The sequence below is a fragment of the Flavobacterium pectinovorum genome (assembly GCF_900142715.1).
In the GTDB taxonomy this organism is placed as follows: Bacteria; Bacteroidota; Bacteroidia; order Flavobacteriales; family Flavobacteriaceae; genus Flavobacterium; species Flavobacterium pectinovorum.
The window spans coordinates 644,032-668,254 of sequence record NZ_FRBX01000004.1; the positions used below are offsets into that span (position 1 = coordinate 644,032).

A 24,223-nucleotide genomic window follows, 5' to 3' on the forward strand; every position below is an offset into this window, starting at 1 on the left:
TTACGGAGTGGAAAAACCAAAGAAGGTTTTTTAAATAGACTGCATTGTGCAAATAATAAAGCAAAAAAATAATAATAACCTTAAAACAATTAAATGAAAAAAACATTACTTATTGCAATACTTTTAGGATTTGTAAAATTACAAGGCCAAATTTCTCTTGAGCATTCATATGATAATAGTCTGTCAAATTCGGTACTATATTCTAATTATTCGTTTTCTTTCAATACCGAAAGTGCTACCTATTATTATTACTTTAGTTCGGGTGATAATTCAATCAAGCTATATAATGAAAACCATTCGTTATACAAATCAGTATCATTGCCAATCCCGGCTACCGGTTATATAAGTATATATGCACCCAGTGATAAATTGTTTAATAATGACGCTCTGATCGAATTTATCGTTATGATTTCCGGATCATCAAATCAAATGTATTTATTGAATGAAAATGGAGATGTTATTAATAATTTAGGAGATCGAAACCGGGCAAATATCATTAAAACTAACGGTGGAGATTTTAAACTTGTTACATCTAAAAATGACGGTAACATTATAGATGTTTATGCTTTGAACGGTACATTGTCGACAGATCAATTTAATCTTTTAGCTAAATTAAGTCCTTTTCCAAACCCTACTGATTCTATTATCAATATTACAATTCCAGAACAAGTAAATAAAAACGCCGATATTAAAATTTTCTCTGCTACCGGAAAAGAAGTAATGAGTCAAAGAAATAATAGTGATTCTAATAAAATAAGTTTAGACGTTTCGTCTTTATCATCCGGTATTTACATTTACAAGGTTGAAAATCAAACCGGAAAGTTTATTAAAAAGTAAATATTGTTGAGTTTGTAAAGTAAAAATCTTCGATAAGATTTTCGAATCATAAAAAAGCCTGAGAATTTATATTCTCAGGCTTTTTTATTTTTTTAAAGCTCTAATTATCTGTGCTTTATTATGATAATATCATCATAAATAAGTTTTAAAAGTATTTTTTCATGGTGTAATTGTAAATAATAATTAATATATTCGTACTATATTTATTACATTTTTAAGCCTTTAAAAGCAAGAAAAAACATCTACGATGCGTTTTAATAGATAAATGAGCCTCTGTTAAAGCACCTTTTCTAGCAGTAATTTCTTGATTTATACCGAATAGAAAACCGTTAGAAATATTCTTTCAAACATTTATAAAAACCTAATCTTATTACCTACGGATTTTATTTGTCAATGCAAATTCCTGTATTGTGATTTAAAATAACAGAATGTTAGGTAAATAACTATAGATGTGTCAATTGCACTTTTGGAATACTGAATTTAAAAATACTTACGCTTGTTTTTGTTAACAGGTCTCTATAAGCCATTTTATTTATTGAAAAGCGACAATAGTATACTACAGCTTTACTTAATATTATTTATACTTAATCATTAAATCTTATGGAAAACTCCACTTTAACACTTACGGACGAACAGTTGCTTACAAAAACGCAGCAATATGCATTTAAATACTTTTGGGATCATGCAGATGCAAATTCAGGAATGGCACATGAGCGTATACCTGTTTCGGGAGGACCCGGGCCCATCGTTACCTCAGGTGGCTCTGGATTTGGATTGATGGCTATTTTGGTAGGAATTGAGAGAGGATTTATTACCAGGGAACAAGGACGCGAGCGTATTGATAAAATTGTTGATTTTTTAACCAACTCGGCAACAAATTATAAAGGGGCTTTTGCCCATTGGATTAATGGAAGTACCGGTGAAACCATTCCGTTTAGTAAAAATGATAATGGAGCTGATCTGGTAGAAACCTCTTTTCTAATGCAGGGTTTGATTACGGCACGCCAGTATTTCAACCAGCCAGTGTTGACAGAACAGGGTCTGGTTGTTAAGATCAATGTACTTTGGAACAATGTAGATTGGGATTATTTTCGATTTGGATCAAACAAGTTGTACTGGCATTGTAACAATGAGCTACAAAATACTCTCACATTGCAAGTCGTCGGTTGGAACGAGTGTATGATTACTTATATCTTGGCTGTTGCTTCACCAACTCATCCCATAGATCCCAGTTTATGGAAAAACGGTTGGTCAACTGGTGGTACTTATCATACTAAGAATCAAAAATTTTATGACATTACCCTTCCTATTGGAAGCGGAAGTGAAAAAGGCGGACCTTTATTTTTTTCTCATTATTCATTTTTAGGATTTAACCCGAAAAATTTGAGAGATAGTATTAATGATGTAAATTATTTTCAGCAAAATCAGGCTCATACATTGATAAACAGAGCTTATTGCGAACAAAATCCGCTGGGGTATAAAGGATATGGCGAGAACAAAGCCTGGGGATTGACTGCTTGTGATGGAAATATAGCTTATACTGCACATTCGCCGGGAAATGATAAAGGTGTGATTGCTCCAACAGCTGCTCTTTCGGCAATGCCTTATACGCCTAAAGAATCATTAGCCGCCCTGAGATATTTTTATGAGAAGCTGGGAACAAAGATCTGGAACGAAAAAGCAGGATTTGTAGATGCTTTTAATGAAACAGCCAATTGGGTCGATAGTAGTTATTTGGCCATCGACCAAGGTCCTATTATTTGTATGATCGAAAATTACCGTACAGGTTTGCTATGGGATTATTTTATGTCGGCTCCTGAAATTCAATCAGCATTAGGTAAACTGAGTTTTAAGCTGGATTTTTATCCGCATCCAATAATTAGAGAACCACTTGTATTTGATAATTTTGAAAACGGAAAGATCAACTTTACAAATCAAATAAAAGTTAATCCTGTAGCCGATATGCGGATTACGGTAGTAGATAATCCGGACAAAACAGGATCAAACATAAGCAATAAAGTCCTGAAATTAGAACGCATTGGAAATTCTGTTATATGGGCAGGATTTTTCTGTACTCCAAATGTACCGCTTTCTGAGTATAAGTATTTGTACATGAAATATTATCGCAATAATCCGAATTCTCAGATCAGAATTAATGCTTCAGATGGAGGAAATAATGAATTCTTGTCTCAAAGTCCATTGGATAAACAAAACGAATGGGGAGTAGCGGTATTTGATTTATTGTCAAACAAAGTAAAAAATATCACTATGTTTGGTATTCAGCCTGATTATACAGCTAATGCTGCAATTGGAGATATAGTTTATATTGATGATTTAATTTTTAGCGATACAGAGATCGATATTAATCCTTTCTACAATAACAATCCTAAAGACTTAAAAGCAGTCGACGTAAAGACTAATTCTATTTCTTTATCTTGGGATGCAATTCCCGCAGTAACTTCATACGATGTATTTAAAGAAGGTGTTTTTTATCAAAATGTTACTGCCAACGCAATAACTGTACATAATTTGAATTCATTTGATATTTACTGCTTCGCGGTAAGAGGCAGGGATGACAATCTGGATATTTTGACTAAGTTGAGTAACACTCTTTATGTAACGACCCTTGAGACAAAAGAACATAAAGATCAACGAATGACCTGGTGGCGTGAAGCAGGTTTTGGCTTGTTTTTGCATTGGGGAGGCTACTCTGGACTGGCGGGACACTATACAGGACCAACTTTAATAAAATCAGGTTCGGGAGTTGGACCTGATTATTGGATGCAGGATTATTATTCAACTTATCGCCCGGAATGGATCAATCCAGATGGAACTATTAAAATCGATCCCGCTACAGGTGAGCCTTACAAACCCGGTCAATATGCCGAATGGATTATGTTTGCAGCCCAGATTCCGAGAAACGAATATAAAACACGCTGGCAGCAAAATTTTACGGCACAAAACTTCAATGCTTCAGAATGGGTAAGAATGGCAAAGGATGCCGGCATGAAATATATTGTCGTTACCGCCAAACACCATGAAGGATTGGCTTTGATGCGCACACATCACGTTGGATATAATATTGAGGATGACACTAATATTTCAGCCGATGTTTTAAAAGACTTGGTGACAGAGGCTCATTCGGCAGGATTGAAGGTTGGATTTTATTATTCTCAATGTCTGGACTGGATGAATCCTGGAGGAATGGGATGGATTCCTCAGAATACAACGCCAAATCATGAAGCTTCCTATCAGGAAAAGGCACAATATACTGATACTATTGTGGTTCCTCATATTCAAACTATGATTAATGACTATGATATTGATCTGATTTGGTGGGATATGGGAGGCTCCAGCACACCCGAATTTCGTTACCGAATGATGAAAGCAATTAAAAACATCCCCGGATCAGATCGTTTGATATTCAATAACCGAATGAATGATGGTTTGACCGCAGACTTTAAAACTCCTGAACAAAGTATTCCCACTATGCCGCCAAACGGAGATGGAACAGATTGGGAAACATGTATGACCATGAATGATAATTGGGGATATGCTGCTCACGATACACGTTGGAAAACCCAAAAAGATTTAATTCAAAAGCTAATTGATATTGTTAGTAAAGGAGGTAATTTTCTTCTCAATGTAGGTCCGGAAGGAGACGGGACATTCCCGCCTGATGCAATCGACAGACTTAATGGATTTGCCTACTGGATGAGTATAAATAAAATGGCTATCGATAAAACCCAATCCAGTCCTTATACTACACAATTACTTTGGGGAAGGGCTACCCGCAAAATTGTAGACGGAACACAATATCTATACCTGCATGTATTTGCTGATTATTGGCCTCTGAATGAAAAATTAAATGTTCCTGATCTGCCTGATGGAAGTGTTGTAAAAGCGTATTTCCTTGCAGATATTCACAAAACAGCATTAGATATAACTCCCAATGATGGATTTTCCGGGTATACTATTTCGGTGCCTGCAGCTCCTCTGGATAATATCAGTACAACCATTGTCTTAGAAATGTCACGAATAGTTGATCTTCTTTTCACCTTTGTTAAGCAATTCAATGATGGGACACTCAATTTGAATCCAATCGATGCTGTTGCTCCTGGATTAAGCATTCAAAATCCGCCGCTTTATGAACTCGGGACATGGATTAATGATGCTAACTTTGCCACATGGCACGTTGAAGTTATCCAATCCGGAAATTTCATTTTAGATGCAGTTGTGTCAGGATATTCGGGACAGTTTGTGCTAAAAGTAAATGGAGTAGATCAGGGACCGTATCCATTTACAATTACAACAAGAGGTTTTGAGAACTATCAAGTCTTATCCATCGGAACAATTAATTTACCTGTTGGTATTTATAACATCGAGCTGCACCGTATTTCGGGCGGAGGATGGGATCCTGTAAATGTGCGTCAAATTTCAATTCATCCCTACATTGATAAAACTCCTATTATCAATCAAAATGCAGATAGAACCCTTGTTGTTGCCGGACAAAATGCCATATTGCACGGAAGTGGTATTGGGATAGGAAATCCACCTTATTACAGCATTGCCGGATGGACAAATCCAGCTGCTTATGCATCTTGGAGAGTGAAAGTGAATGAGGCAGGTATTTATCACTGGCAATGTGAACTGGCAGGTATTTCCGGTAAATTTCAATTGGTGATAAAAGATATTTCAAGTATTATCTATCCGTTTACAACAACTGACAATAGTTTTACAAATTATCAAACAAAGCAATTAGGTGATGTTTATCTGTTCGAAGGAATTTATTACATTGAATTACACCGTATTTCAAACGGAGGATGGGATCCTGTCAATGTACATGAAGTAACCTTTTATCAAGATCTGCTTGTTGATACTGTAGAAGTAACCGATGCAGGTTTGGATAAGACAGAATAAAGGAAAGAAATTGTCTTTAGGTTTTTGGAATTAAAATATCGAAAATTTTGTTGACCAAAAAGCCTGAGAATATAAATCCTCAGGCTTTTTCTTCTTTATTTCGACCTTGATAGTGCAGAACTCGACTCTTTTCTTAGCTATTAGCAGATTTAAAAAATTCAAATAAAATTTAACTGAGCTAGAATATAAGATTAAAAAATAAATTCCCCCTAAGATAGGTTTTAATCGTTTTGCGGATTTAGTGGAATACTATTTTAGTCATATTTTCGTTTAGCAAAAAGTACTCTGCTGTAAATTCCGCAAATCGATTGAAGTGAGCGAGTGTTATTGTATGTAAAATAAATACTAGTATTACTAATAAGAATTGAAAGATTAATCTAACCAAATATTTAACATTATGAAAAAGTTACAATTCAAAGTAAGTATCAATGCACCTGTAGCCAAGACATATGATTATATGCTTGGCATTAGCAGTAAGTCAACCTATGAACAATGGACTGCATTGTTTAATCCTACATCTACCTATGAAGGAAGTTGGGGCAAGGGAAATAAAATTCTATTTATTGGTATAGATGAGAAAGGAGAAAAGGGAGGCATGGTTTCTAAGATAGCAGAAAACATTCAGAACCGATTTGTTTCTATTCAACATTATGGGCTTTTAAAAGCTGATAAGGAAATAACAGAAGGACCAGAAGTAGAAAAATGGGCAAACGGATTTGAAAACTATACCTTCGAAGAAAATAATGGCACTACAACCGTTACTGTTGACTTAGATACAACAGAAGATTTTTTAGATTATATGAACGAGACCTACCCAAAAGCACTCAATAAGCTGAAAGAAATTTGTGAAAAATAGCAATTTAAAGCATATCTTAAGAGGACAAAGATGTAACATCGGTTTGACAACATGGCGGCTGATAAAATAGGTTTAATAGGTTTTTATGAAAAAAAGGTTCGAACCAGTATTAACATCAAAAACTTATTTTGTAAAAGTAAAATCCTGATAAGATTTTCGAACCAAAAGAAAAGCCTGAGAAACATAGATTCTCAGGCTTTTCTTTTTATTGTGAACTCTCCTTGGTGCAAAAACAGAACCTCTGTTTGAAGATTTTCAGGTTTTAAGCGACTTAGCAGAGGTTTGAAAAGAAAAGTATTTGATTTTCAATGTTTGTCATAAATGCTAAATAAACTTGAATCTATTAATTATGTAATTGATTTTTGAGAGCATACAGTTTACTTCTAAGATTTTGTAACATTAGAAGATCAGCGGCTTTGTCTTTTGTTCCTGATAAAAAAATGGCTTTCCCGATAGTCATTTTTAGTTCGTGTCCTTGTTTGTTAAACATTTCTGAAATCAGTTTTGAAGTTTGCAACATCGGGTGAATTGATTTTAGCATACTGAAGAAAAAACCATTATTTCCATGAAAATATATAGGTAAGATAGGTACATTGGCTTTGCTGATAATTTTTCCTACTACAGGATGCCATTCCGGATCTGTGATTTTACTTGTCTTAAAATCATATGATGAAACTTCTCCGGCAGGAAATATGGCGACAGGAATACCTTCTGATAAAGCTTTAAACGTCATTTTTAATCCTGTGATACTGGCAGAATTTTGTACATTTTCAAATGGATTTACCGCAATAATGCATTTTTCAAGATTTGGAATTTCCTTTAATAAAAAATTCCCCATATACATGGTGTCAGGACGTATTTTCGCAATTGTACTTAATAAGGCTAATGATTCGATACCTCCATAAGGGTGATTAGCCACTACGATAAAGGCTCCTTCACTTGGGATATTTAATAATTCGGCAGCATCATACTTGACTTTTACGCCTATTTTCGTTAAGGCATAATTGGCGAAATCTGCACCTTCAAGATTGCCTGCTTCCTTAACCATTGTATTTAAATTGTTAATTTTCATTACCTTCATTAAATAAGAGGACAATCCCGGGATAGGAATTTTAGAAAGGCCGGCAGCTTCAGAAAATTTTTCTTTGGATATCAATGTCATATGTTATAACTATTAAAGTTAAATGCGAAAACTAATAAAAAACCTAAACGGAATTGAAATTAGTAATGCTATTGTTTATTTGCGAAATTTTTTATTATAACTTATGACTTCAGGAAAGAATTTTAGGTTCTAAAAGTAGAAAAGCTTAATTCATCTATATATTCTTTATTGCAATCACGGGTAAAGATACTCGGATTTTATATGCAAAATTGAATATGCAAAAACATTATGAAGAATGAAGATGTTTATTTTAATGCTGTCTTTGTAATTGTAGAAATAAAAAAAGGTAAAACACATTTATGTATTTTACCTTTTTTGTGACCACGGTGGGATTTGAACCCACACGCCCTTACGAGCACCACCCCCTCAAGATGGCAAGTCTACCGTTTCTCCACGTGGCCTAAAATGAAAAAAGGTCAAGTAATAAATTACTCGACCTTTTGTGACCCGACTGGGGCTCGAACCCAGGACCCCATCATTAAAAGTGATGTGCTCTACCGACTGAGCTATCGAGTCATTGCTTTCAAGAAACTTATTTTGTTAGTCACAAATTTTGTGACCCGACTGGGGCTCGAACCCAGGACCCCATCATTAAAAGTGATGTGCTCTACCAACTGAGCTATCGAGTCATATGTTCCTTGAATGCGGGTGCAAATATAAGGAGTTTATTTTATTATTTGCAAGCAATTTTATTATAAATTTGTCTTTTTTTAAACAAAATTTACAATCCCCTAATTTATAGTGTTTTATTAGAATGAAAAAAATCGTCTTATTAGGATATATGGGCTGCGGAAAGTCAACAATTGCCCAAAATCTTTCAAAAATTACCAAAATCCCATTTTTAGATTTGGATAAATGCATCGAAAAAAGAGCCAATTTATCAATAAATGAGATTTTCGAACAAAAAGGAGAAATCTATTTTAGGAAATTAGAACACGAAATGTTTGTCGAATTGCTCCAATCTACAGAAAATAGTATAATAGGTTTAGGTGGAGGTACACCTTGCTATGCCAATAATCATGAATTATTGAAAAAAGATGATGTTACATCTATTTATTTAAAAGCTTCAATAGAGACTTTATATAATAGATTAATTCACAACAAAAGCAAGCGCCCGTTGATTGCTAATATGAATGAGGAAGAAATGAAAGAATTTATCGCAAAACATTTGTTCGACAGAAGCTTTTATTATAACCATGCACAGTATAAAGTGGCGGTTGATAATAAAACAGTCGAAGAAACAGTTGAAGATATTTTAGAAATTCTAGCTTAAGAAAGCATAATCATTGCCATTGTCATCAAAAATTACCTGAACATGTTCAAGTAAAGAAGTGGAAAGTGAAATTCCTTTAAAATCTGCTTTCACAGGGTATTTTTTATGATTTCTGTCTACAAGTACTGCCGTTTTGAATTTTTTAAGCGGAACGTCTAAAAAATGACGAACGGCGTATATTAAAGTAGTGCCTGAATTTAATACATCATCAACCAATACTAATCCTTTATTGGAGTATTCTGATGCGTTTAATGACGTTTGTATTGGTAGTTGCGGATTTTGTTTGTCAACCTTAACTTCGCAAAGTGAAATTTTAAGAGTAGAGATGTTGCTTAGGGCCAAAGCAATTTTTTCGGCAAAAATAGATCCATTAGAAGCGATTCCGGCAATAACAACTTCTTCTTCATCAACAAAAGTTTCGTAAATTTGATACGCAATACGTTTTATTTTATGTTCGATTTCCTGATGTGTTAAGATGATATTTTTGCTCATGATTTTATTTTTTGCTAATATAACTAATTTAAATTCCAATATAAAAAATCCAAATTCCAATTTTAAGAAAGGAAATTTCAATTTTTAAATGTTGGGTCTGTTTTTAGTTTTTTTGAATTTATATATTATAATTAGATACGCTCCGATTTTGGAATTTGAGATTTATCCCGACGCTTCGGGATTGGAATTTAATTTTCATCTTCGTCATCAAAAATCTCGTTTCCATATTCGTCAATATCTCTTCGGTCTTTTTTGGTTGGTCTTCCTGTTCCGCTTTTGCGATAGTGTTCTTTAGAAAGTTTTAATAACTCCAAATGTGCATATGCTTCTGCAGGAGTTTCGTTTTTTCGATAGATATCAACAAGTTTTGCCCCAACACGACTTTCAGGAATATCCAAGACAGTAATAATTTGTGTAATCTGATCTTTTCTAAAAGTAATTCTGTCCGTAGGAAAAACTTCTTTAGATGGCTTGGCAACCTGCCCATTTACAGTAATATGGTTTTTTTTACAAGCCTCAGTAACCATGTTTCTGGTTTTGTAATAACGAACGCACCATAGGTATTTATCTATTCTCATAATTTTTCTAAAATCCAAGTTAAATTCTTTACAAAAATAAATCAATATTGTATCTTGCGCACCTAAAAAATTAACAATAATGAATAAATTTAAATATTATTTTGTTTTATTGCTCGCTGGTATTGCAATAGTTTCTTGTAACAAAGGTGACGATGATACTCCTGTTGAGCCTTTAAGAGACTATCAGGAGCAATTTAATACAGATAATGCTAATATTGAAGAATATTTAACTACAAATTATATTACTGTAACAGAAAGTGCCGGTACACCTGAAGATCAGGATGTTGTTATAGATAGTATTACAGATCCTACAACACAGCCTTCTATAATGTCTTATTTGAATAGTGAAACTTTTCCAAAGTTGTTGGCAAAAAATGTTGATTTAGATGGGATTACTTATAAAATGTACTATTTGATTTTAAGAGAAGGTACAGGAACATCACCAATGAATACTGATGGAGTTTTAGCTGCATATAAAGGAGAATATTTAAGCCGTGTTGCTAAAACGGATAAAGCACCTACTTATTTGAAAACTACTTTTTTTGAAGAAGTTAAGTTTCCACAAACAAGTGTAGACTTGTATACGGCGATCGTTGGTTGGGGTGAAACTTTTCCTGAGTTGAAGACAGGAACTTCAACTACGCAGGCGGATGGAACTATTAAATATGAAAATTTTGGATCTGCAGTTTTATTTATTCCTTCAGGTTTAGGTTATTATGCCGGAAATAATTCGATTCCTTCTTACTCTCCTTTAATTTTTAGTGTTAAATTTTATGACTATAAAAGACTTGATCATGATTTTGATGGAGTTTTTGATTATCAGGAAGATATAAATGGAGATCGCTATGTTAGAGATTTTAGAAATACGACTTTATATCCAAATGCTCCGGTAAATCCGGATGATACTGACAAAGATGGTATTCCTGACTTTTTAGATGCTGATGATGACGGAGATGGTTTTACAACTTTCTATGAAATATCTAAACCAACAGGACAAATTGGTAATGTTGGTGGAATTAATTACGGAATAAGTGCTTATTATCCTTGGAGTCCAATTGTGGATAATCCAGCTACGCCAAATACAGATGAAACAGAGCCTAGAGGAATTCCAAGAAGACCAACAGGCGAACTTACTAATCCTGCAGCAGCAGAGTCGGCATCTAATCCTAAAAAATATATAGAAGCGGATTATACAGATGAGCCAAGATTAAGAATACACTTGGATAATACATATCCTATTAAGAAGCAATAAAAAGGATTAAAAGATAATTTTTTGAAACCTCCAAGTCTTGTGATTTGGAGGTTTTTGATTTTTTATAAATCTGATTGTAAATCATTTTTTTTTATCAAATTTGAAGAACCTTTTTATAAAATAGTTATCTTGAAATTAAAAAGGGGGTATGTTGTTATAAATAATAAGAGAGAATCAATTATGAAGTTAATCGATAAATTAAGTGATTTTTATGATAAGTTAACTAATGCTGATTCAGATTGGAAGAATCGGACGTATGACTTTTATTTATTATTTGGGAATGAAGACGAATCCAAATCGCCTTGGCTGAAATCAAATTGGGACTCCAATTTTAAACCTTATTTTGAAGCAATACTGAATCAGATTGAAAATAATAACGAGACGGGAATTCGTGTAAATAAATACAAAACTGAAAAAAGAGTGTCTCAAAAAGACAATAAGGAATTCATTTATCATTCTGAAATAAAGTTGGGAAGATTAAAGTGGAATGATAAATCACACGATAAATGGACAATTGAAAATGAGAATGAAGAATACTTTCAAAGTTTTGAACTTTGGTCACCAATTTGGACAGTTTGCGAAAAACGCCAGACACCGCCAGAAATCTTTATTTCGATATCTAATGAAAGAAATTTTGATAATTCATCTGAAGTTCAGTTTGGCTATTTTGGAGTAATTGCAATTGCTAAAAGTTCAAATGTTGATGCAAAATCTATTTTGTCTGATCTTTCAAAAAAAGTAAATGCAAAAGCAACGGTTGTAAAACTTAGAAGATGGGGAATACCTGAAAAAGAAGGAAAATGGTTTTTTATAAATGGAATTCAGGATACTTTTAGTAATAGTATTTATGAAAAAGATTTACATGCTTTAAATTTCGATGAATTAGAATTTGAGCCAGTATGGGAAATAATTCACCGACAGAAATAAAATAATAGAAATAAAATAAGACATAAAAAAACCTCGAAATCACTTTCGAGGTTTTTTTTGTATAAAGTAAGAAAACTAAAAATTATTTTCTTTTGATAACTTTTTCTACAGCTTCAACAATAGCCTGATTGTTTAATTTGTATTTCTCCATTAATTGCTCTGGAGTTCCAGATTCGCCAAAACTATCGTTTACAGCTACAAATTCTTGTGGAGCAGGAGTATTTAAAGCTAATACTCTTGAAATGCTTTCTCCAAGACCTCCAAGAATGTTGTGCTCTTCTGCAGTTACAACACATTTTGTTTTTGCCAATGATTTTAGAATCGCTTCTTCATCAAGAGGTTTAATAGTGTGAATGTTGATTACTTCAGCAGAAATTCCTTTTGCTTCAAGAGCTTCAGCAGCGATAAGAGCTTCCCAAACTAAGTGTCCTGTTGCAACAATTGTTACGTCAGTTCCTTCGTTTAATAAAATTGCTTTTCCAATTACGAAAGGCTCATCAGCAGGCATGAAGTTAGGCACAACCGGACGACCGAAACGTAAATAAGCTGGACCATGATGATCTGCCAATGCTAAAGTAGCCGCTTTAGTTTGGTTGTAATCACAAGTGTTGATTACTGTCATTCCAGGCAACATTTTCATTAATCCAATATCTTCTAAGATTTGGTGTGTTGCTCCGTCTTCACCAAGTGTTAAACCAGCGTGAGAAGCACAGATTTTTACGTTTTTATCAGAATAAGCAACAGATTGACGAATTTGATCGTAAACTCTTCCTGTAGAGAAGTTAGCGAAAGTTCCTGTAAAAGGAATTTTTCCTCCAATTGTTAAACCTGCAGCAATACCAATCATGTTAGCTTCAGCGATTCCAATTTGGAAAAAACGTTCTGGGTGATTTTTCTTGAAATCATCAAATTTTAATGATCCAATTAAATCAGCACAAAGTGCTACTACTTTTTCATTTTTTTGACCTAATTCAGTCATTCCCGCTCCAAAACCCGAACGAGTATCTTTACTTCCTGTATTTGTATATTTTTTCATTTTGTTTTATTGCTGTACGCAGTAGGCTGTAGGCAATAGGCATAAAGCTTATTGCTTAAAGCTTAAAGCTTTTTTTAATAATCGATTTGATCTGCCGAATAGTTTTGAGCCAAAGCACTTGTCAACTGATCGTTGTTTGGTGCTTTACCATGCCATGCATGTGTGTGCATCATAAAGTCTACTCCGTTACCCATTTCAGTATATAATAAAATACAAACTGGTTTTCCTTTTCCTGTTCTTGATTTAGCATCTGTTAAACCTGCAAGAATGGCATCGATACTGTTTCCTTCTTTAATTTCAAGAACGTCCCAGTCAAAAGCTTCAAATTTAGCACGAATGCTTCCCATTGGTAAAACTTCGTCAGTTGTTCCGTCAATTTGTTTTCCGTTAACGTCTATGGTTGCAATAAGATTGTCTACTTTTTTAGCAGAAGCATACATGATCGCTTCCCAGTTTTGACCTTCTTGTAGTTCACCATCTCCGTGTAAAGTATAGATTAAATGATTGTCTCCATTTAATTTTTTTGCCTGAGCTGCTCCAAGAGCTACAGATAAACCTTGTCCTAATGAACCAGAGGCTATACGAACTCCAGGTAATCCTTCGTGAGTTGTTGGGTGTCCTTGTAAACGTGAGTTTAATAATCTGAAAGTGGCAAGTTCTGAAACAGGAAAATAACCGCTACGTGCTAAAACGCTGTAAAATACTGGGGAAATATGACCATTTGAAAGGAAAAAGAGGTCTTCTCCAATTCCGTCCATATCAAAACCTTCTTTACGGTCCATAATATTTTGGTATAAGGTTACCAAAAATTCAGTACAACCTAGTGAACCACCTGGGTGTCCTGAGTTGACAGCATGTACCATACGAAGAATATCTCTTCTTACTTGGATAGTTAAATCGCTTAATTGTTGTGTGTTAGGCTTCATTTTGTATGTAAAAGTTAAACTGAAGCAAAAGTAATTTTTATTTTGCGGGGAGACAAATGATTTTTTGTATTAGTTTGATGCAATTGTTAAATTATGCTTCTTTTTTTATTGATGTGAAAAAAAACTTCAAAATCTTGTAAATTGTGTATAAAAAAAATGCCACACATTAAAAGATTAAATTGATTTTAAAAATCTGTTCAAATCTTTTAATGTGTGGCAAAATAAAGTTGTAAAAATTCTTGTATTAAGGGCAAAAAGGGTTATTCAGTGTCGCTTTCGCTGTAGAAATTGTTTTCTTCGTCTTCAGAACCAATGTCTTCTTGTTCGTCATCAAGTTCAGCTCCCGGAATATCTAAGTCATTTCCTAGTTTGTCACTGTTTTGTTTCCATTCATTGTCATAGTTATCGTTGTTAATGACTGTTCTTTCACCCGAAATTCCTTCCGGATCGATATCTTCCAGTTTTTCTTCCTGATTGTAAATGTCTTCGTTTGCCGGATAATCTAAATTATCCAGATTTCTTTCAATTCGTTCTTCGGGTGTTGTGTTTTTATTTTCTGAGCTTATCATGATTTCTATAATTTTAATTGATATAATTTAGTTTTTCCAGATAATTAAAATTAAGAAAACAATACTCTTATTATGTTACACTTTATTAATGTGGTTGTTGCAACTTTTACATTTAAGTTATTTATCGAAAAGCTGTCAGATGTGCGCGTTAGGGATAGAAGCGAAAAGCCCACAGCCTGACGAAGGAAGTGCGAGGACTTGCAGCGGATAGCCCGACCGGAGGGAACGCCCAAACTATTTAAACTCCAAATTTTCTAAAATTCCAAATTCCAATTTTTACATTTTTGCTTTTTAAAGTAAGGTTGGGAATCATTATCTAATTTTCTAATTGACAAATTTTCTAATTAATTAAATTTCCCTGAAATTAGTTTATCTTTGCCGTCCCGAACAATCGGGAGAAAAAAGAAACAGATGAAGTTTGATTTATTACAAAAAGATCCGCAGTCGAAAGCGAGAGCGGGAAGTATTACTACAGATCACGGCGTAATTGAAACGCCTATTTTTATGCCTGTTGGTACGGTTGCTTCGGTAAAAGGAGTACATCAGCGTGAATTGAAAGAAGATATTAATCCGGATATTATTCTGGGAAACACATACCATTTATACCTGCGTCCTCAGACTGAAATTCTTGAAAAAGCAGGTGGATTGCATAAATTCATGAACTGGGATCGTAATATTTTGACAGATTCTGGTGGATACCAAGTGTATTCTCTTTCGAGTAATCGAAAAATTAAGGAAGAAGGAGTGAAGTTTAAGTCTCATATTGACGGTTCTTATCACTTTTTTACACCAGAAAATGTAATGGAAATTCAGCGTACAATTGGTGCTGATATTATCATGGCTTTTGATGAATGTACGCCTTATCCTTGTGATTACAGATATGCACAGCGCTCAATGCACATGACGCACCGCTGGCTGGATCGTTGTATTAATCATTTAGATAAATTACCTTATAAATACGGTTACGAACAAACGTTTTTTCCAATTGTTCAGGGAAGTACTTATAAAGATTTGCGTCGTCAATCTGCTGAATATATTGCAAATTCAGGTCAGCAAGGAAATGCAATTGGAGGATTGTCAGTAGGGGAGCCTGCTGAGGAAATGTATGCAATGACAGAAGTTGTCTGCGAAATTCTTCCGGAGGATAAGCCCCGTTATTTAATGGGTGTTGGAACACCAATTAATATTCTGGAAAATATTGCATTAGGAATTGATATGTTTGACTGTGTTATGCCAACGCGTAATGCCAGAAACGGAATGTTGTTTACGGCAAACGGAACTATCAATATAAAGAATAAAAAGTGGGAAGACGATTTTTCTCCAATTGATGAAATGGGACATACTTTTGTTGATACAGAATATACGAAAGCTTATTTACGTCACTTATTTGCTGCCAACGAATATTTAGGAAAACAAATTGCTACAATTCATAACCTTGGTTTCTATATGTGGTTGGTTCGTGAAGCTAGAAAACATATCTTAGCAGGCGATTTTAGACCATGGAAAGAAATGATGGTTAAAAATATGAGTCAAAGACTATAAAATATGTTGATTTGTTTAATCGTTTATTCGGTTAAACGATTAAACAAAAATCGATTAAACTTTGCTATGCTGACAATAATAGATAAATATATTTTAAAAAGATATCTCGCTACCTTTTCGGTGATGTTGTTATTATTTGCCCCTATCGGAATCGTGATTGACGTTTCTGAAAAGGTAAATAAGATGTTGGAAAACAAGATTCCGTTTATGGATATTGCGTTCTATTATTACAATTTCACAATCTATTTTATCAATTCCTTATTTCCGATATTTTTGTTTTTATCGGTAATTTGGTTTACTTCGAAATTGGCTAATAATACAGAGATTATTGCTATTTTGAGTTCGGGAATTTCATTTACACGCTTTTTACGACCTTATATTATTGGTGCAACAATCGTTTCTATTTTTGTATTGTTGATGGGATTTTTTATCGTTCCTGCCGCCAGTGAAGGATATAATAATTTTAGATATACCTATTTAAAAGGAAATGGAAAAGAGCTCATGCGGGGTGAAAATACCAATGTTTACAGACAAATTAATGATAACGATTTTATTTTTGTAAACAGTTTTAATGAAGAATCGAAAACTGCTTTTAATTTTACGCTGGAGCATTTCGAAAAAGATAAATTAAAATATAAAATTACAGCGAGCCGCATCAAATGGGATCCGAAGAAGAAAACATACACCATGTATGATTACACTAAAAGAACACTTGGAGACCTGAACGATGTAATTGAAAAAGCTCCTGAAAAAAATACTGCTTTTAAGTTTGAATTAGAGGATTTAACTCCGGTAGTTTATATTGCCGAGACCTTAACTTTGGGTAAGCTTTATAAATTTATCGAAAAAGAAAGAAAACGTGGTTCCGGAAATGTAAATACCTATTTGGTTGTGCTGTATAAAAAATACAGTGTACCGGTTTCGGCATTTATTTTAACGATTATTGCAGTTGCCGTTTCAGCAATGAAACGCCGGGGTGGAATGGGAATGAACCTTGCGATTGGAATTGCAATTGCCTTTTCATTTGTGTTTTTTGATAAAATATTTGGTACTCTTGCCGAAAAATCTACTTTCTCACCTTTACTAGCTGTGTGGTTCCCTAATATGGTTTTCGGAATTCTGGCAGTTTATTTATTACGTAATGCGAAACGATAATTTAAAAAGTTATTTAAATCTTCATTTAATTGTTTTTATCTGGGGTTTTACAGCCATTTTAGGAGCTTTAATAACAATTGATGCCGAAAATTTAGTGTGGTTCAGAATGTTTCTTGCAGGGATATTTCTTGCTGGTTTCATTGTCTACAAAAAGCAGTCTTTTATAATATCAGCTCAGTCTTTTGCCAAATTAATTTTTGTCGGATTGTTGATTGCACTTCATTGGATTTTCTTTTTTAAGGCCATTCATGTTTCTAATGTTTCGATAACCTTATCAATATTTTCTTTGGGTGCTTTTTTTGCCTCTTTATTAGAACCGCTTTTTTACGGAAGAAAAATATTATGGTATGAAGTTTTCTTCGGATTGATAATAATTGGAGGTTTAGCATTAATTATGCAGGTTGAGGTTAAATACCTAAGCGGAATGTATTATGCCTTGGCTTCTATTATTTTAGGCGTTTTGTTTACCTTAATGAACGGAAAATTAATCTCTGATCATGAACCTTCTGTAATTACATTTTATGAATTTGGTGCAGGAGTTTTCTTTATTTCTATTTATTTTTTGGTACAGGGAAAATTCACTGCTGATTTTTTTACAATGTCATTAAACAATTGGGTTTTATTACTCATTTTAGCATCGGTTTGTACGGCTTATGCATTTACGGCTTCGGTAAAAGTAATGCAGAAGCTAACGCCATATACAGTAATGTTAACCACTAATTTAGAGCCTGTTTACGGCATTATACTAGCTTATTTTATTCTTGGAGGAAAAGAAAAAATGAGCACAGAATTTTACATTGGCGCAATCATAATTGTAATCACAGTTATTCTAAATGGTGTTTTTAAACATTATCAAAACAAGAAGAATCTGTAATACTTTACTTATTTATAAATTACATTTTTACATTTTAAACACAAATTAATCATACGAATAGTATAATATTTTTATATTTGCGGTTCGATTTACAAACAAAATTCAAAAATCCATGGAATATTTAGATTTTGAGCTTCCAATAAAAGAACTTGAAGAGCAGTTAGAAAAGTGTGTTATAATTGGGAAAGAATCTGATGTTGATGTAACACCAACTTGCAAGGAAATCAACAAAAAATTAGAACAAACAAAAAAAGATATATATAAAAACCTTACGGCCTGGCAAAGAGTTCAGTTGTCAAGACATCCTAACAGACCTTATACTTTAGATTATATCAGAGCAATTTGCGGTGATACTTTTTTAGAACTTCACGGAGACAGAGGTTTTAAAGATGATAAAGCGATGGTTGGCGGTTTAGGAAAAGTAAACGGACAGTCGTTTATGATCGTAGGTCAGCAAAAAGGTTATAATACAAAAACACGTCAGTACCGTAATTTTGGTATGGCAAATCCTGAAGGATATCGTAAAGCTTTGCGTTTGATGAAAATGGCAGAGAAATTTGGAATTCCGGTTTTAACTCTTGTAGATACTCCAGGTGCATATCCAGGACTTGAAGCTGAAGAAAGAGGCCAGGGAGAAGCTATTGCCAGAAATATTTTTGAAATGGTTCGTTTAAAAGTGCCAATCATTACCATTATTGTTGGTGAAGGTGCTTCTGGTGGAGCTTTAGGAATAGGTGTTGGTGATAAAGTATATATGTTAGAAAATACTTGGTACTCTGTAATTTCTCCGGAATCATGTTCTTCTATTTTATGGAAAAGCTGGGAATACAAAGAACGTGCAGCTGATGCTTTAAAATTGACATCATCTGACATGAAAAAACAAAAATTAGTTGATGATGTAATTCCTGAACCACTAGGTGGAGCTCACTATGACAGAGAAACTACTTTTAAAACAGTAGCCGAATATATTACAAAAGGATATAACGAATTGAAAGACTTATCAACAGCCGACTTAATTGCTCAGAGAATGGACAAATATAGTAACATGGGCGAATATAAGGAGTAAATTCTTACAATAATATTTAAAATCCGAAGCCTTACAGTTTCGGATTTTTTTTTGGTTATCAACAAAAAAAACTTATTTATAAACAATTAATAGTTATAACTCGATAGCAATTTTTTTTTAAATTTTGTTACTTTCGCTATATGGAAAATTTCAAGAACATAAACCCTGTAAAGGTAGATAAAACCACCATTATTAATTTAGAAAAAGGAAAGTTACCACCACAAGTGCTTGAATTAGAAGAGGCTGTACTTGGTGCAATGATGATTGATAAAAAAGGTGTGGATGATGTAATTGATATTTTGCAACCGGATGCTTTTTATAAAGATGCACACAAATATATTTTTGAAGCGATTGTGCAGCTTTTTACTGAAACGCAGCCAATTGACTTATTAACCGTTTCAGCTCAGCTGAAAAAAAACGGAAAATTGGAAGTTGCAGGAGGAGATTTTTATTTAATTCAGCTTACGCAAAAAATTGCCTCTTCGGCGCATATTGAATTTCACTCACGTATCATTCTTCAAAAGTTTATTCAGCGAAGTTTAATTCGAATTTCTTCTGAAATTATCGAAGCCTCTTATGATGAAACAGCAGATGTATTTGATTTATTGGATCAGGCTGAATCAAAATTATATGAAGTAACACAAGGAAATATCAAACGAAGTTCTGAAACAGCGCAAAGTTTAGTTTTACAGGCAAAGAAACGTATTGAAGAAATTGCCGGAAAAGAAGGATTGAGCGGTGTTGAAACCGGTTTTACTAATTTAGACAAACTGACTTCGGGATGGCAGCCAAGTGATTTAATTATTATAGCGGCCAGACCAGCGATGGGAAAAACCGCATTTGTACTTTCAATGGCTAGAAATATTGCTATTGAGTTTGGACATGGAGTAGCATTATTTTCTTTAGAGATGGCTTCGGTTCAGTTGATAACAAGGTTGATTTCATCAGAAACAGGACTATCATCTGAGAAATTACGTACCGGTAAATTAGAACCCCATGAATGGGAGATGTTAAGTACTAAAGTAAAAAACTTAGAAAAAGCGCCATTGTATATTGACGATACTCCATCTCTTTCTATTTTTGATTTAAGAGCAAAATGCCGTCGTTTGGTTTCTCAGCATAATATCAAAATTGTCATTGTTGATTATTTGCAATTGATGACTGCCGGTGGAAATGGTAAAGGAGGAGGAAATCGTGAACAGGAAATCTCTACAATTTCCCGAAACTTAAAAGCTTTGGCAAAGGAGCTAAATGTTCCGGTAATTGCACTTTCGCAGTTATCTCGTGCCGTTGAAACGCGTGGATCAAGTAAGCGTCCGTTGCTATCGGATCTTCGTGAATCTGGAGCAATTGAGCAGGATGCTGATATTGTTTCGTTTTTATATCGACCAGAGTATTACAAAATTGATGAATGGGATGATGATGAGGCTTCGCCAACTGCTGGTCAGGCTGAAATAATGATCGCCAAACACCGTAATGGTGGTATCGAAAATGTTCGTTTGAAATTTATTGGGCACCTTGGAAAATTTGATAATCTTGATGATTTTTCAGGTAGTTACGACGATTTACCATCAAAAATGAATCATGATGATAATCCATTTATCACTAAAAACCTTCCTTCAGCAAATGAAGCATTTGGAAGTAATTTGAATGATGACGATGATGACAGCGATGTTCCGTTTTAATTTTAATATATAAAAGAAAAATCTTCTGGAGTTTTTAACTGCCTATGAAGATTTTTTTTTCGCTAATAATTTAAATTTTTAGTACACTATTTTGCACAAATAATATTTCTTAGATAAAAATTAATTCGGTAGATTAGCCAAACTATTAACAAACCAATTGATTAAATCTAATATTATTAACTAATTTAAAATTGTAAATTATGAGCGAAGAAACCTTTCCTGGACCAATTCAAATTCCATTAAAAATAGCTAAAGAATGGGAGAAGAGATACGAGGATGACACCACCGTTGAAGACCCGAAAAATAAAGTCAAATCTTATTTGATCCCACGTGAAAGTTTAGAATTTGTATTGCAGCTTGATGCAGATGCAGTTCGCGCTTACATAGGTATTAATGACCAGGGAGAAAAGACATTGCTTTTTGTTGGAGCAAAATTTGATAAGGAAACAGGTCAATATATTGATGTCTATGGACCTCCTACAAGTCAACAAAACAGATCGGCTGCAGAAGAGATTGTTTATGATGGTGTAAGATCTTGCCCTCCATATTGATTTTTAAATTATATTAAAGTGGATGATTTTTTAATTTATTCAGGATATTTAATTTTATTATTAAACCTAATATTATATTCATATAGCTTTTTCCGTAAGGGAAAAGCTAATGTTTTTTTTGTTGCTTATTTAGCCTTTGCTTTTTTAATGCAGTTTTCGATGGAGGTAATGTATTTCTTAAGAATGAAGAATCAATTTGTTATCAATATATTTTTTGCAGGACAAATGATACTATTAGGTTTGTTCTATAATTCATTATTGCAGATTAAGAATCAAAAAATATTTGTTAAAACTACATTAGCAGTTTCATTATTAATTTTTGGATTCCAATTAGTTTTAGATCCTTACCAATTTGTGAAACTTAATTTATTCGAAATTATTTTAACCTCTTCACTGCTGGTTGTTTATGCTTTGATTCACTTATATAATATGCTTACGGATAATAAAAAATACTATTATATCAGTTTTGGTTTTGTAATGTATTTATTGTCAAGTACAGTTTTGTTTTTAGTTGGAAACCTTTCATCAGGACTTAGCGATGATGTGAAATTTTTAACCTGGATATTTAATGCATTTTTAATTTTGGTTTTGCAATTCTTTATTTTATACGAGTGGATAAAAAGTTTTTCAGCCAAAGCTTCATTAGTTTAATCACAATTCTGTAATAAAAATTTTGCTATGAATGCTAGTACAATTCCGGAAAAAGAACTTGTTGCAGTTATTTTATATATTTCCCTTTTCTTTATAATTGTTGCTATTATATTGATAGTATTTTTCTATTTCTCAAGAAAAAAAATAATTCAGAAAGAACTCGAAAAAAAAGATTTAGTATTACAATATCAAAAAGAGCAGCTTCATGCTATTATTCTAACACAGGAAGAAGAACGCAAAAGAATTGCTCAGGACCTTCATGATGATATTAGTTCAAAATTAAATATAGTGTCATTGAATAGTCATTTATTAACTTCTCCAAATTTAACAGAAGCTGAAACTATTGAAATCACAGAAAATATAATTGCTCTAACTACAAAAGCTTTAGAGAATTCCAGAAAAATTGCCCATAATTTATTGCCGCCCGTTTTCGAAAAATTTGGATTAAATGCCGGTGTTGAAGAATTATGTGAGGAATTTGAAAGCAGTAAAGCCGTAAAAGTTTATTACAAAAATGAAATTGATTTTGATGAAAATGAAATTGATAGTCATTTACATGTTTTTAGAATTTTACAGGAATTGATGAATAATTCGTTACGACATGGAAAAGCAACCGAAATTTGGATAGCTTTTAAGATTATAGACGAAATAAACACTTGTCACTATGAAGATAACGGCGTCGGTTTTGATTCTCAAAATATTGAAAATCAAAAAGGACTTGGCATGAAAAATATTGATAGCAGAATTTCTTTTTTGAATGGAACAATTAAAATAAATTCTGAAATTAACCATGGTATTGCGGTAATGTTTACTTTTTAAAGCTCTTTTAAGATTAATAGTTGTATTTGATCAATAAAATAGATTGCTTTTTCTCGTTTTCTAAAGCATATTTTGTAATTTCGAAATTCCAAAGAACCAAATACATAAATAAATGAGCAGCATTGTAAAAATTGCTTTAGTCGATGACGAAGTTTTATTTCGGAAGGGAATCGCTTTTTTATTGCAAAAAGAAGATAATTTTGAAATTATTTTTGAGGCTTCAAACGGAGAAGAGCTTATTTCCAAATTAAATAGCAGCGAATCAAAGCCGGATATCATTATAATGGATTTGAAAATGCCTGTTTTAAATGGGGTTGAGGCCACAAAAATTATTCGCAAATCTTATCCTGATATCAAAATAATTGCGCTAACCAGTTATGACACAAAATCATTTGTTGCTAACATGATTCAGGTTGGTGCTGTTGCTTATTTGATAAAAAATACAACCCCCAAAGATTTAATTCATACCGTTAATGAAGTTGCAAAAAAAGGATTTTATTACAGCCAAATAGTTTTAAAAACAATTCAGGAAACTATTGTTTCGTCTAAAAACTCAAAAGGAAATTTAGAAACCGGTTTTCTTTCACCTCGGGAAATAGAAATTCTTCAACTTATCTGTCTGCAAAAAACAACCACAGAAATAGCAGATCATCTTTTTTTAAGTCCGAGAACTGTTGAAGGGCACCGCAATAATCTGCTGCTTAAAACTGAATCCAGAAATATTGCAGGATTAGTGGTTTATGCGATTCAAAACGAAATAGCAGTTTTAACAATATAAATTTTAGCTGGTTAAGAATTGAATTGACAATACATAATAAACAATTATTATCATTATTAGGGCGCAAATACCTATTTTCTGTAATATGCTTAATCCTTTTGGTTGGTTTTTACTGCCATTAAATTTCATTGCTAGATTTTTCACTGTTTCATTAATTCCTTATTTCGATAAACAAATTTAAATAGAAACTATATTTTCATAATAGGTGTTTATACCTGATTTTGCATTATAAATTTTTAATTTCAAAATTATTTTAACTTCATAGTTGCTTAGT

General features: G+C 33.2%; 21 protein-coding genes and 3 tRNA genes. 15 read left to right on the plus strand and 9 right to left on the minus strand.

Features of this window, described 5'->3' with window-relative positions:
• Positions 1 to 93: 93 nt before the first annotated feature.
• The 3 genes from BUE22_RS16655 (at position 94) to BUE22_RS16665 (ending at position 6,613) form a co-directional block, all read left to right on the plus strand.
• Positions 94 to 837 (plus strand): T9SS type A sorting domain-containing protein, encoded by a 744-nt coding sequence (locus BUE22_RS16655; RefSeq protein WP_073396622.1) that lies wholly within the window; start codon positions 94 to 96, stop codon positions 835 to 837.
• A 600-nt stretch (positions 838 to 1,437) separates the two neighbouring features.
• Entirely contained in the window at positions 1,438 to 5,757 is a 4,320-nt protein-coding gene (locus BUE22_RS23755) for a glucoamylase family protein (protein WP_073396625.1), read from the plus strand.
• 397 nt (positions 5,758 to 6,154) lie between these two features.
• The gene (locus tag BUE22_RS16665; RefSeq protein WP_073396628.1) at positions 6,155 to 6,613 is read left to right on the plus strand and encodes a tungsten formylmethanofuran dehydrogenase; all 459 of its coding nucleotides are present in this window, start codon (positions 6,155 to 6,157) and stop codon (positions 6,611 to 6,613) included.
• A gap of 343 nt (positions 6,614 to 6,956) precedes the next feature.
• On the opposite strand, the gene BUE22_RS16675 is transcribed toward BUE22_RS16665, so the two are convergent.
• The 4 genes from BUE22_RS16675 to BUE22_RS16690 form a co-directional block, all read right to left on the minus strand.
• A complete protein-coding gene (locus tag BUE22_RS16675) occupies positions 6,957 to 7,775 on the minus strand; it encodes a lysophospholipid acyltransferase family protein (RefSeq protein ID WP_042567380.1) in 819 nt (272 codons plus the stop codon).
• A gap of 318 nt (positions 7,776 to 8,093) precedes the next feature.
• A tRNA-Leu gene (locus BUE22_RS16680) sits at positions 8,094 to 8,176 on the minus strand.
• A 42-nt stretch (positions 8,177 to 8,218) separates the two neighbouring features.
• Positions 8,219 to 8,291 (minus strand) — tRNA-Lys (locus BUE22_RS16685).
• A 40-nt stretch (positions 8,292 to 8,331) separates the two neighbouring features.
• Positions 8,332 to 8,404, minus strand: a tRNA-Lys gene (locus BUE22_RS16690).
• A gap of 125 nt (positions 8,405 to 8,529) precedes the next feature.
• Here BUE22_RS16690 and BUE22_RS16695 point away from each other — a divergent pair.
• Positions 8,530 to 9,048 (plus strand): shikimate kinase, encoded by a 519-nt coding sequence (locus BUE22_RS16695; protein WP_073396633.1) that lies wholly within the window; start codon positions 8,530 to 8,532, stop codon positions 9,046 to 9,048.
• Here BUE22_RS16695 and BUE22_RS16700 read toward each other — a convergent pair.
• Together BUE22_RS16700 and BUE22_RS16705 are read right to left on the minus strand one after the other, a co-directional pair.
• Complete coding sequence (locus tag BUE22_RS16700; protein ID WP_073396779.1) at positions 9,040 to 9,540, minus strand: phosphoribosyltransferase domain-containing protein; 501 nt, start codon at positions 9,538 to 9,540, stop codon at positions 9,040 to 9,042. The two genes, BUE22_RS16695 and BUE22_RS16700, sit on opposite strands and share 9 nt — an antisense overlap.
• Positions 9,541 to 9,728: 188 nt before the next feature.
• Entirely contained in the window at positions 9,729 to 10,118 is a 390-nt protein-coding gene (locus BUE22_RS16705; protein ID WP_042567348.1) for an RNA-binding S4 domain-containing protein, read from the minus strand.
• 79 nt (positions 10,119 to 10,197) lie between these two features.
• Between BUE22_RS16705 and BUE22_RS16710 the strand changes: the two genes are divergently transcribed.
• Positions 10,198 to 11,370: a BamM family beta-barrel-assembly machinery protein gene (locus tag BUE22_RS16710; RefSeq protein ID WP_073396635.1), complete on the plus strand. Its 1,173-nt coding sequence runs from the start codon at positions 10,198 to 10,200 to the stop codon at positions 11,368 to 11,370.
• 180 nt (positions 11,371 to 11,550) lie between these two features.
• The gene (locus tag BUE22_RS16715; protein ID WP_124020481.1) at positions 11,551 to 12,297 is read left to right on the plus strand and encodes a hypothetical protein; all 747 of its coding nucleotides are present in this window, start codon (positions 11,551 to 11,553) and stop codon (positions 12,295 to 12,297) included.
• An 82-nt stretch (positions 12,298 to 12,379) separates the two neighbouring features.
• Here the strand turns inward: BUE22_RS16715 and BUE22_RS16720 are convergent, their stop codons facing one another.
• The 3 genes from BUE22_RS16720 to BUE22_RS16730 all read right to left on the minus strand — a co-directional run bounded on the left by BUE22_RS16720 (position 12,380) and on the right by BUE22_RS16730 (position 14,828).
• Positions 12,380 to 13,333, minus strand: coding sequence for a transketolase family protein (locus BUE22_RS16720; protein ID WP_073396641.1), 954 nt, complete (start codon positions 13,331 to 13,333; stop codon positions 12,380 to 12,382).
• 74 nt (positions 13,334 to 13,407) lie between these two features.
• Positions 13,408 to 14,259, minus strand: a complete 852-nt coding sequence (locus tag BUE22_RS16725) for a transketolase (protein ID WP_042567352.1) — start codon at positions 14,257 to 14,259, stop codon at positions 13,408 to 13,410.
• A gap of 260 nt (positions 14,260 to 14,519) precedes the next feature.
• A complete protein-coding gene (locus BUE22_RS16730) occupies positions 14,520 to 14,828 on the minus strand; it encodes a hypothetical protein (protein WP_073396644.1) in 309 nt (102 codons plus the stop codon).
• Between the two features lie 411 nt (positions 14,829 to 15,239).
• Here BUE22_RS16730 and tgt point away from each other — a divergent pair, with 411 nt between their 5' ends.
• From tgt to BUE22_RS16775, 9 genes are all read left to right on the plus strand, one after another.
• Positions 15,240 to 16,370: a tRNA guanosine(34) transglycosylase Tgt gene (gene tgt / locus BUE22_RS16735; protein WP_042567354.1), complete on the plus strand. Its 1,131-nt coding sequence runs from the start codon at positions 15,240 to 15,242 to the stop codon at positions 16,368 to 16,370.
• 66 nt (positions 16,371 to 16,436) lie between these two features.
• Positions 16,437 to 17,525, plus strand: a complete 1,089-nt coding sequence (locus BUE22_RS16740) for an LptF/LptG family permease (protein WP_042567355.1) — start codon at positions 16,437 to 16,439, stop codon at positions 17,523 to 17,525.
• A complete protein-coding gene (locus BUE22_RS16745; RefSeq protein ID WP_073396647.1) occupies positions 17,512 to 18,399 on the plus strand; it encodes a DMT family transporter in 888 nt (295 codons plus the stop codon). Before BUE22_RS16740 ends, BUE22_RS16745 begins: the two co-directional genes overlap by 14 nt.
• A gap of 112 nt (positions 18,400 to 18,511) precedes the next feature.
• A complete protein-coding gene (locus tag BUE22_RS16750; RefSeq protein ID WP_042567357.1) occupies positions 18,512 to 19,465 on the plus strand; it encodes an acetyl-CoA carboxylase carboxyltransferase subunit alpha in 954 nt (317 codons plus the stop codon).
• A gap of 140 nt (positions 19,466 to 19,605) precedes the next feature.
• Entirely contained in the window at positions 19,606 to 21,150 is a 1,545-nt protein-coding gene (gene dnaB / locus BUE22_RS16755) for a replicative DNA helicase (protein ID WP_042567358.1), read from the plus strand.
• Positions 21,151 to 21,350: 200 nt separating this feature from the next.
• Complete coding sequence (locus tag BUE22_RS16760) at positions 21,351 to 21,701, plus strand: hypothetical protein (RefSeq protein ID WP_073396650.1); 351 nt, start codon at positions 21,351 to 21,353, stop codon at positions 21,699 to 21,701.
• Positions 21,702 to 21,884: 183 nt separating this feature from the next.
• Positions 21,885 to 22,352 carry a hypothetical protein gene (locus tag BUE22_RS16765; protein WP_243396763.1) on the plus strand — a complete coding sequence of 156 codons (468 nt, stop codon included), beginning with the start codon at positions 21,885 to 21,887 and terminating at the stop codon, positions 22,350 to 22,352.
• A 27-nt stretch (positions 22,353 to 22,379) separates the two neighbouring features.
• Positions 22,380 to 23,171 (plus strand): sensor histidine kinase, encoded by a 792-nt coding sequence (locus BUE22_RS16770; protein ID WP_073396655.1) that lies wholly within the window; start codon positions 22,380 to 22,382, stop codon positions 23,169 to 23,171.
• 112 nt (positions 23,172 to 23,283) lie between these two features.
• Positions 23,284 to 23,949, plus strand: coding sequence for a response regulator transcription factor (locus BUE22_RS16775; protein ID WP_042567362.1), 666 nt, complete (start codon positions 23,284 to 23,286; stop codon positions 23,947 to 23,949).
• Positions 23,950 to 24,223: the final 274 nt, after the last annotated feature.

Bases quoted from the DNA above. Each gene is read 5' to 3' on its own strand.
- BUE22_RS16775 (WP_042567362.1), top strand. From the start codon at position 23,284: ATGAGCAGCATTGTAAAAATTGCTTTAGTCGATGACGAAGTTTTATTT.
- BUE22_RS16750 (WP_042567357.1), top strand. From the start codon at position 18,512: ATGGAATATTTAGATTTTGAGCTTCCAATAAAAGAACTTGAAGAGCAG.
- BUE22_RS16760 (WP_073396650.1), top strand. From the start codon at position 21,351: ATGAGCGAAGAAACCTTTCCTGGACCAATTCAAATTCCATTAAAAATA.
- BUE22_RS16745 (WP_073396647.1), top strand. From the start codon at position 17,512: ATGCGAAACGATAATTTAAAAAGTTATTTAAATCTTCATTTAATTGTT.
- BUE22_RS16765 (WP_243396763.1), top strand. From the start codon at position 21,885: ATGAAGAATCAATTTGTTATCAATATATTTTTTGCAGGACAAATGATA.
- BUE22_RS16770 (WP_073396655.1), top strand. From the start codon at position 22,380: ATGAATGCTAGTACAATTCCGGAAAAAGAACTTGTTGCAGTTATTTTA.
- BUE22_RS16740 (WP_042567355.1), top strand. From the start codon at position 16,437: ATGCTGACAATAATAGATAAATATATTTTAAAAAGATATCTCGCTACC.
- BUE22_RS16705 (WP_042567348.1), bottom strand. From the start codon at position 10,118: ATGAGAATAGATAAATACCTATGGTGCGTTCGTTATTACAAAACCAGA.
- tgt (WP_042567354.1), top strand. From the start codon at position 15,240: ATGAAGTTTGATTTATTACAAAAAGATCCGCAGTCGAAAGCGAGAGCG.
- BUE22_RS16710 (WP_073396635.1), top strand. From the start codon at position 10,198: ATGAATAAATTTAAATATTATTTTGTTTTATTGCTCGCTGGTATTGCA.
- BUE22_RS16700 (WP_073396779.1), bottom strand. From the start codon at position 9,540: ATGAGCAAAAATATCATCTTAACACATCAGGAAATCGAACATAAAATA.
- BUE22_RS16655 (WP_073396622.1), top strand. From the start codon at position 94: ATGAAAAAAACATTACTTATTGCAATACTTTTAGGATTTGTAAAATTA.
- BUE22_RS16720 (WP_073396641.1), bottom strand. From the start codon at position 13,333: ATGAAAAAATATACAAATACAGGAAGTAAAGATACTCGTTCGGGTTTT.
- BUE22_RS23755 (WP_073396625.1), top strand. From the start codon at position 1,438: ATGGAAAACTCCACTTTAACACTTACGGACGAACAGTTGCTTACAAAA.
- BUE22_RS16730 (WP_073396644.1), bottom strand. From the start codon at position 14,828: ATGATAAGCTCAGAAAATAAAAACACAACACCCGAAGAACGAATTGAA.
- BUE22_RS16715 (WP_124020481.1), top strand. From the start codon at position 11,551: ATGAAGTTAATCGATAAATTAAGTGATTTTTATGATAAGTTAACTAAT.
- BUE22_RS16665 (WP_073396628.1), top strand. From the start codon at position 6,155: ATGAAAAAGTTACAATTCAAAGTAAGTATCAATGCACCTGTAGCCAAG.
- dnaB (WP_042567358.1), top strand. From the start codon at position 19,606: ATGGAAAATTTCAAGAACATAAACCCTGTAAAGGTAGATAAAACCACC.
- BUE22_RS16675 (WP_042567380.1), bottom strand. From the start codon at position 7,775: ATGACATTGATATCCAAAGAAAAATTTTCTGAAGCTGCCGGCCTTTCT.
- BUE22_RS16725 (WP_042567352.1), bottom strand. From the start codon at position 14,259: ATGAAGCCTAACACACAACAATTAAGCGATTTAACTATCCAAGTAAGA.
- BUE22_RS16695 (WP_073396633.1), top strand. From the start codon at position 8,530: ATGAAAAAAATCGTCTTATTAGGATATATGGGCTGCGGAAAGTCAACA.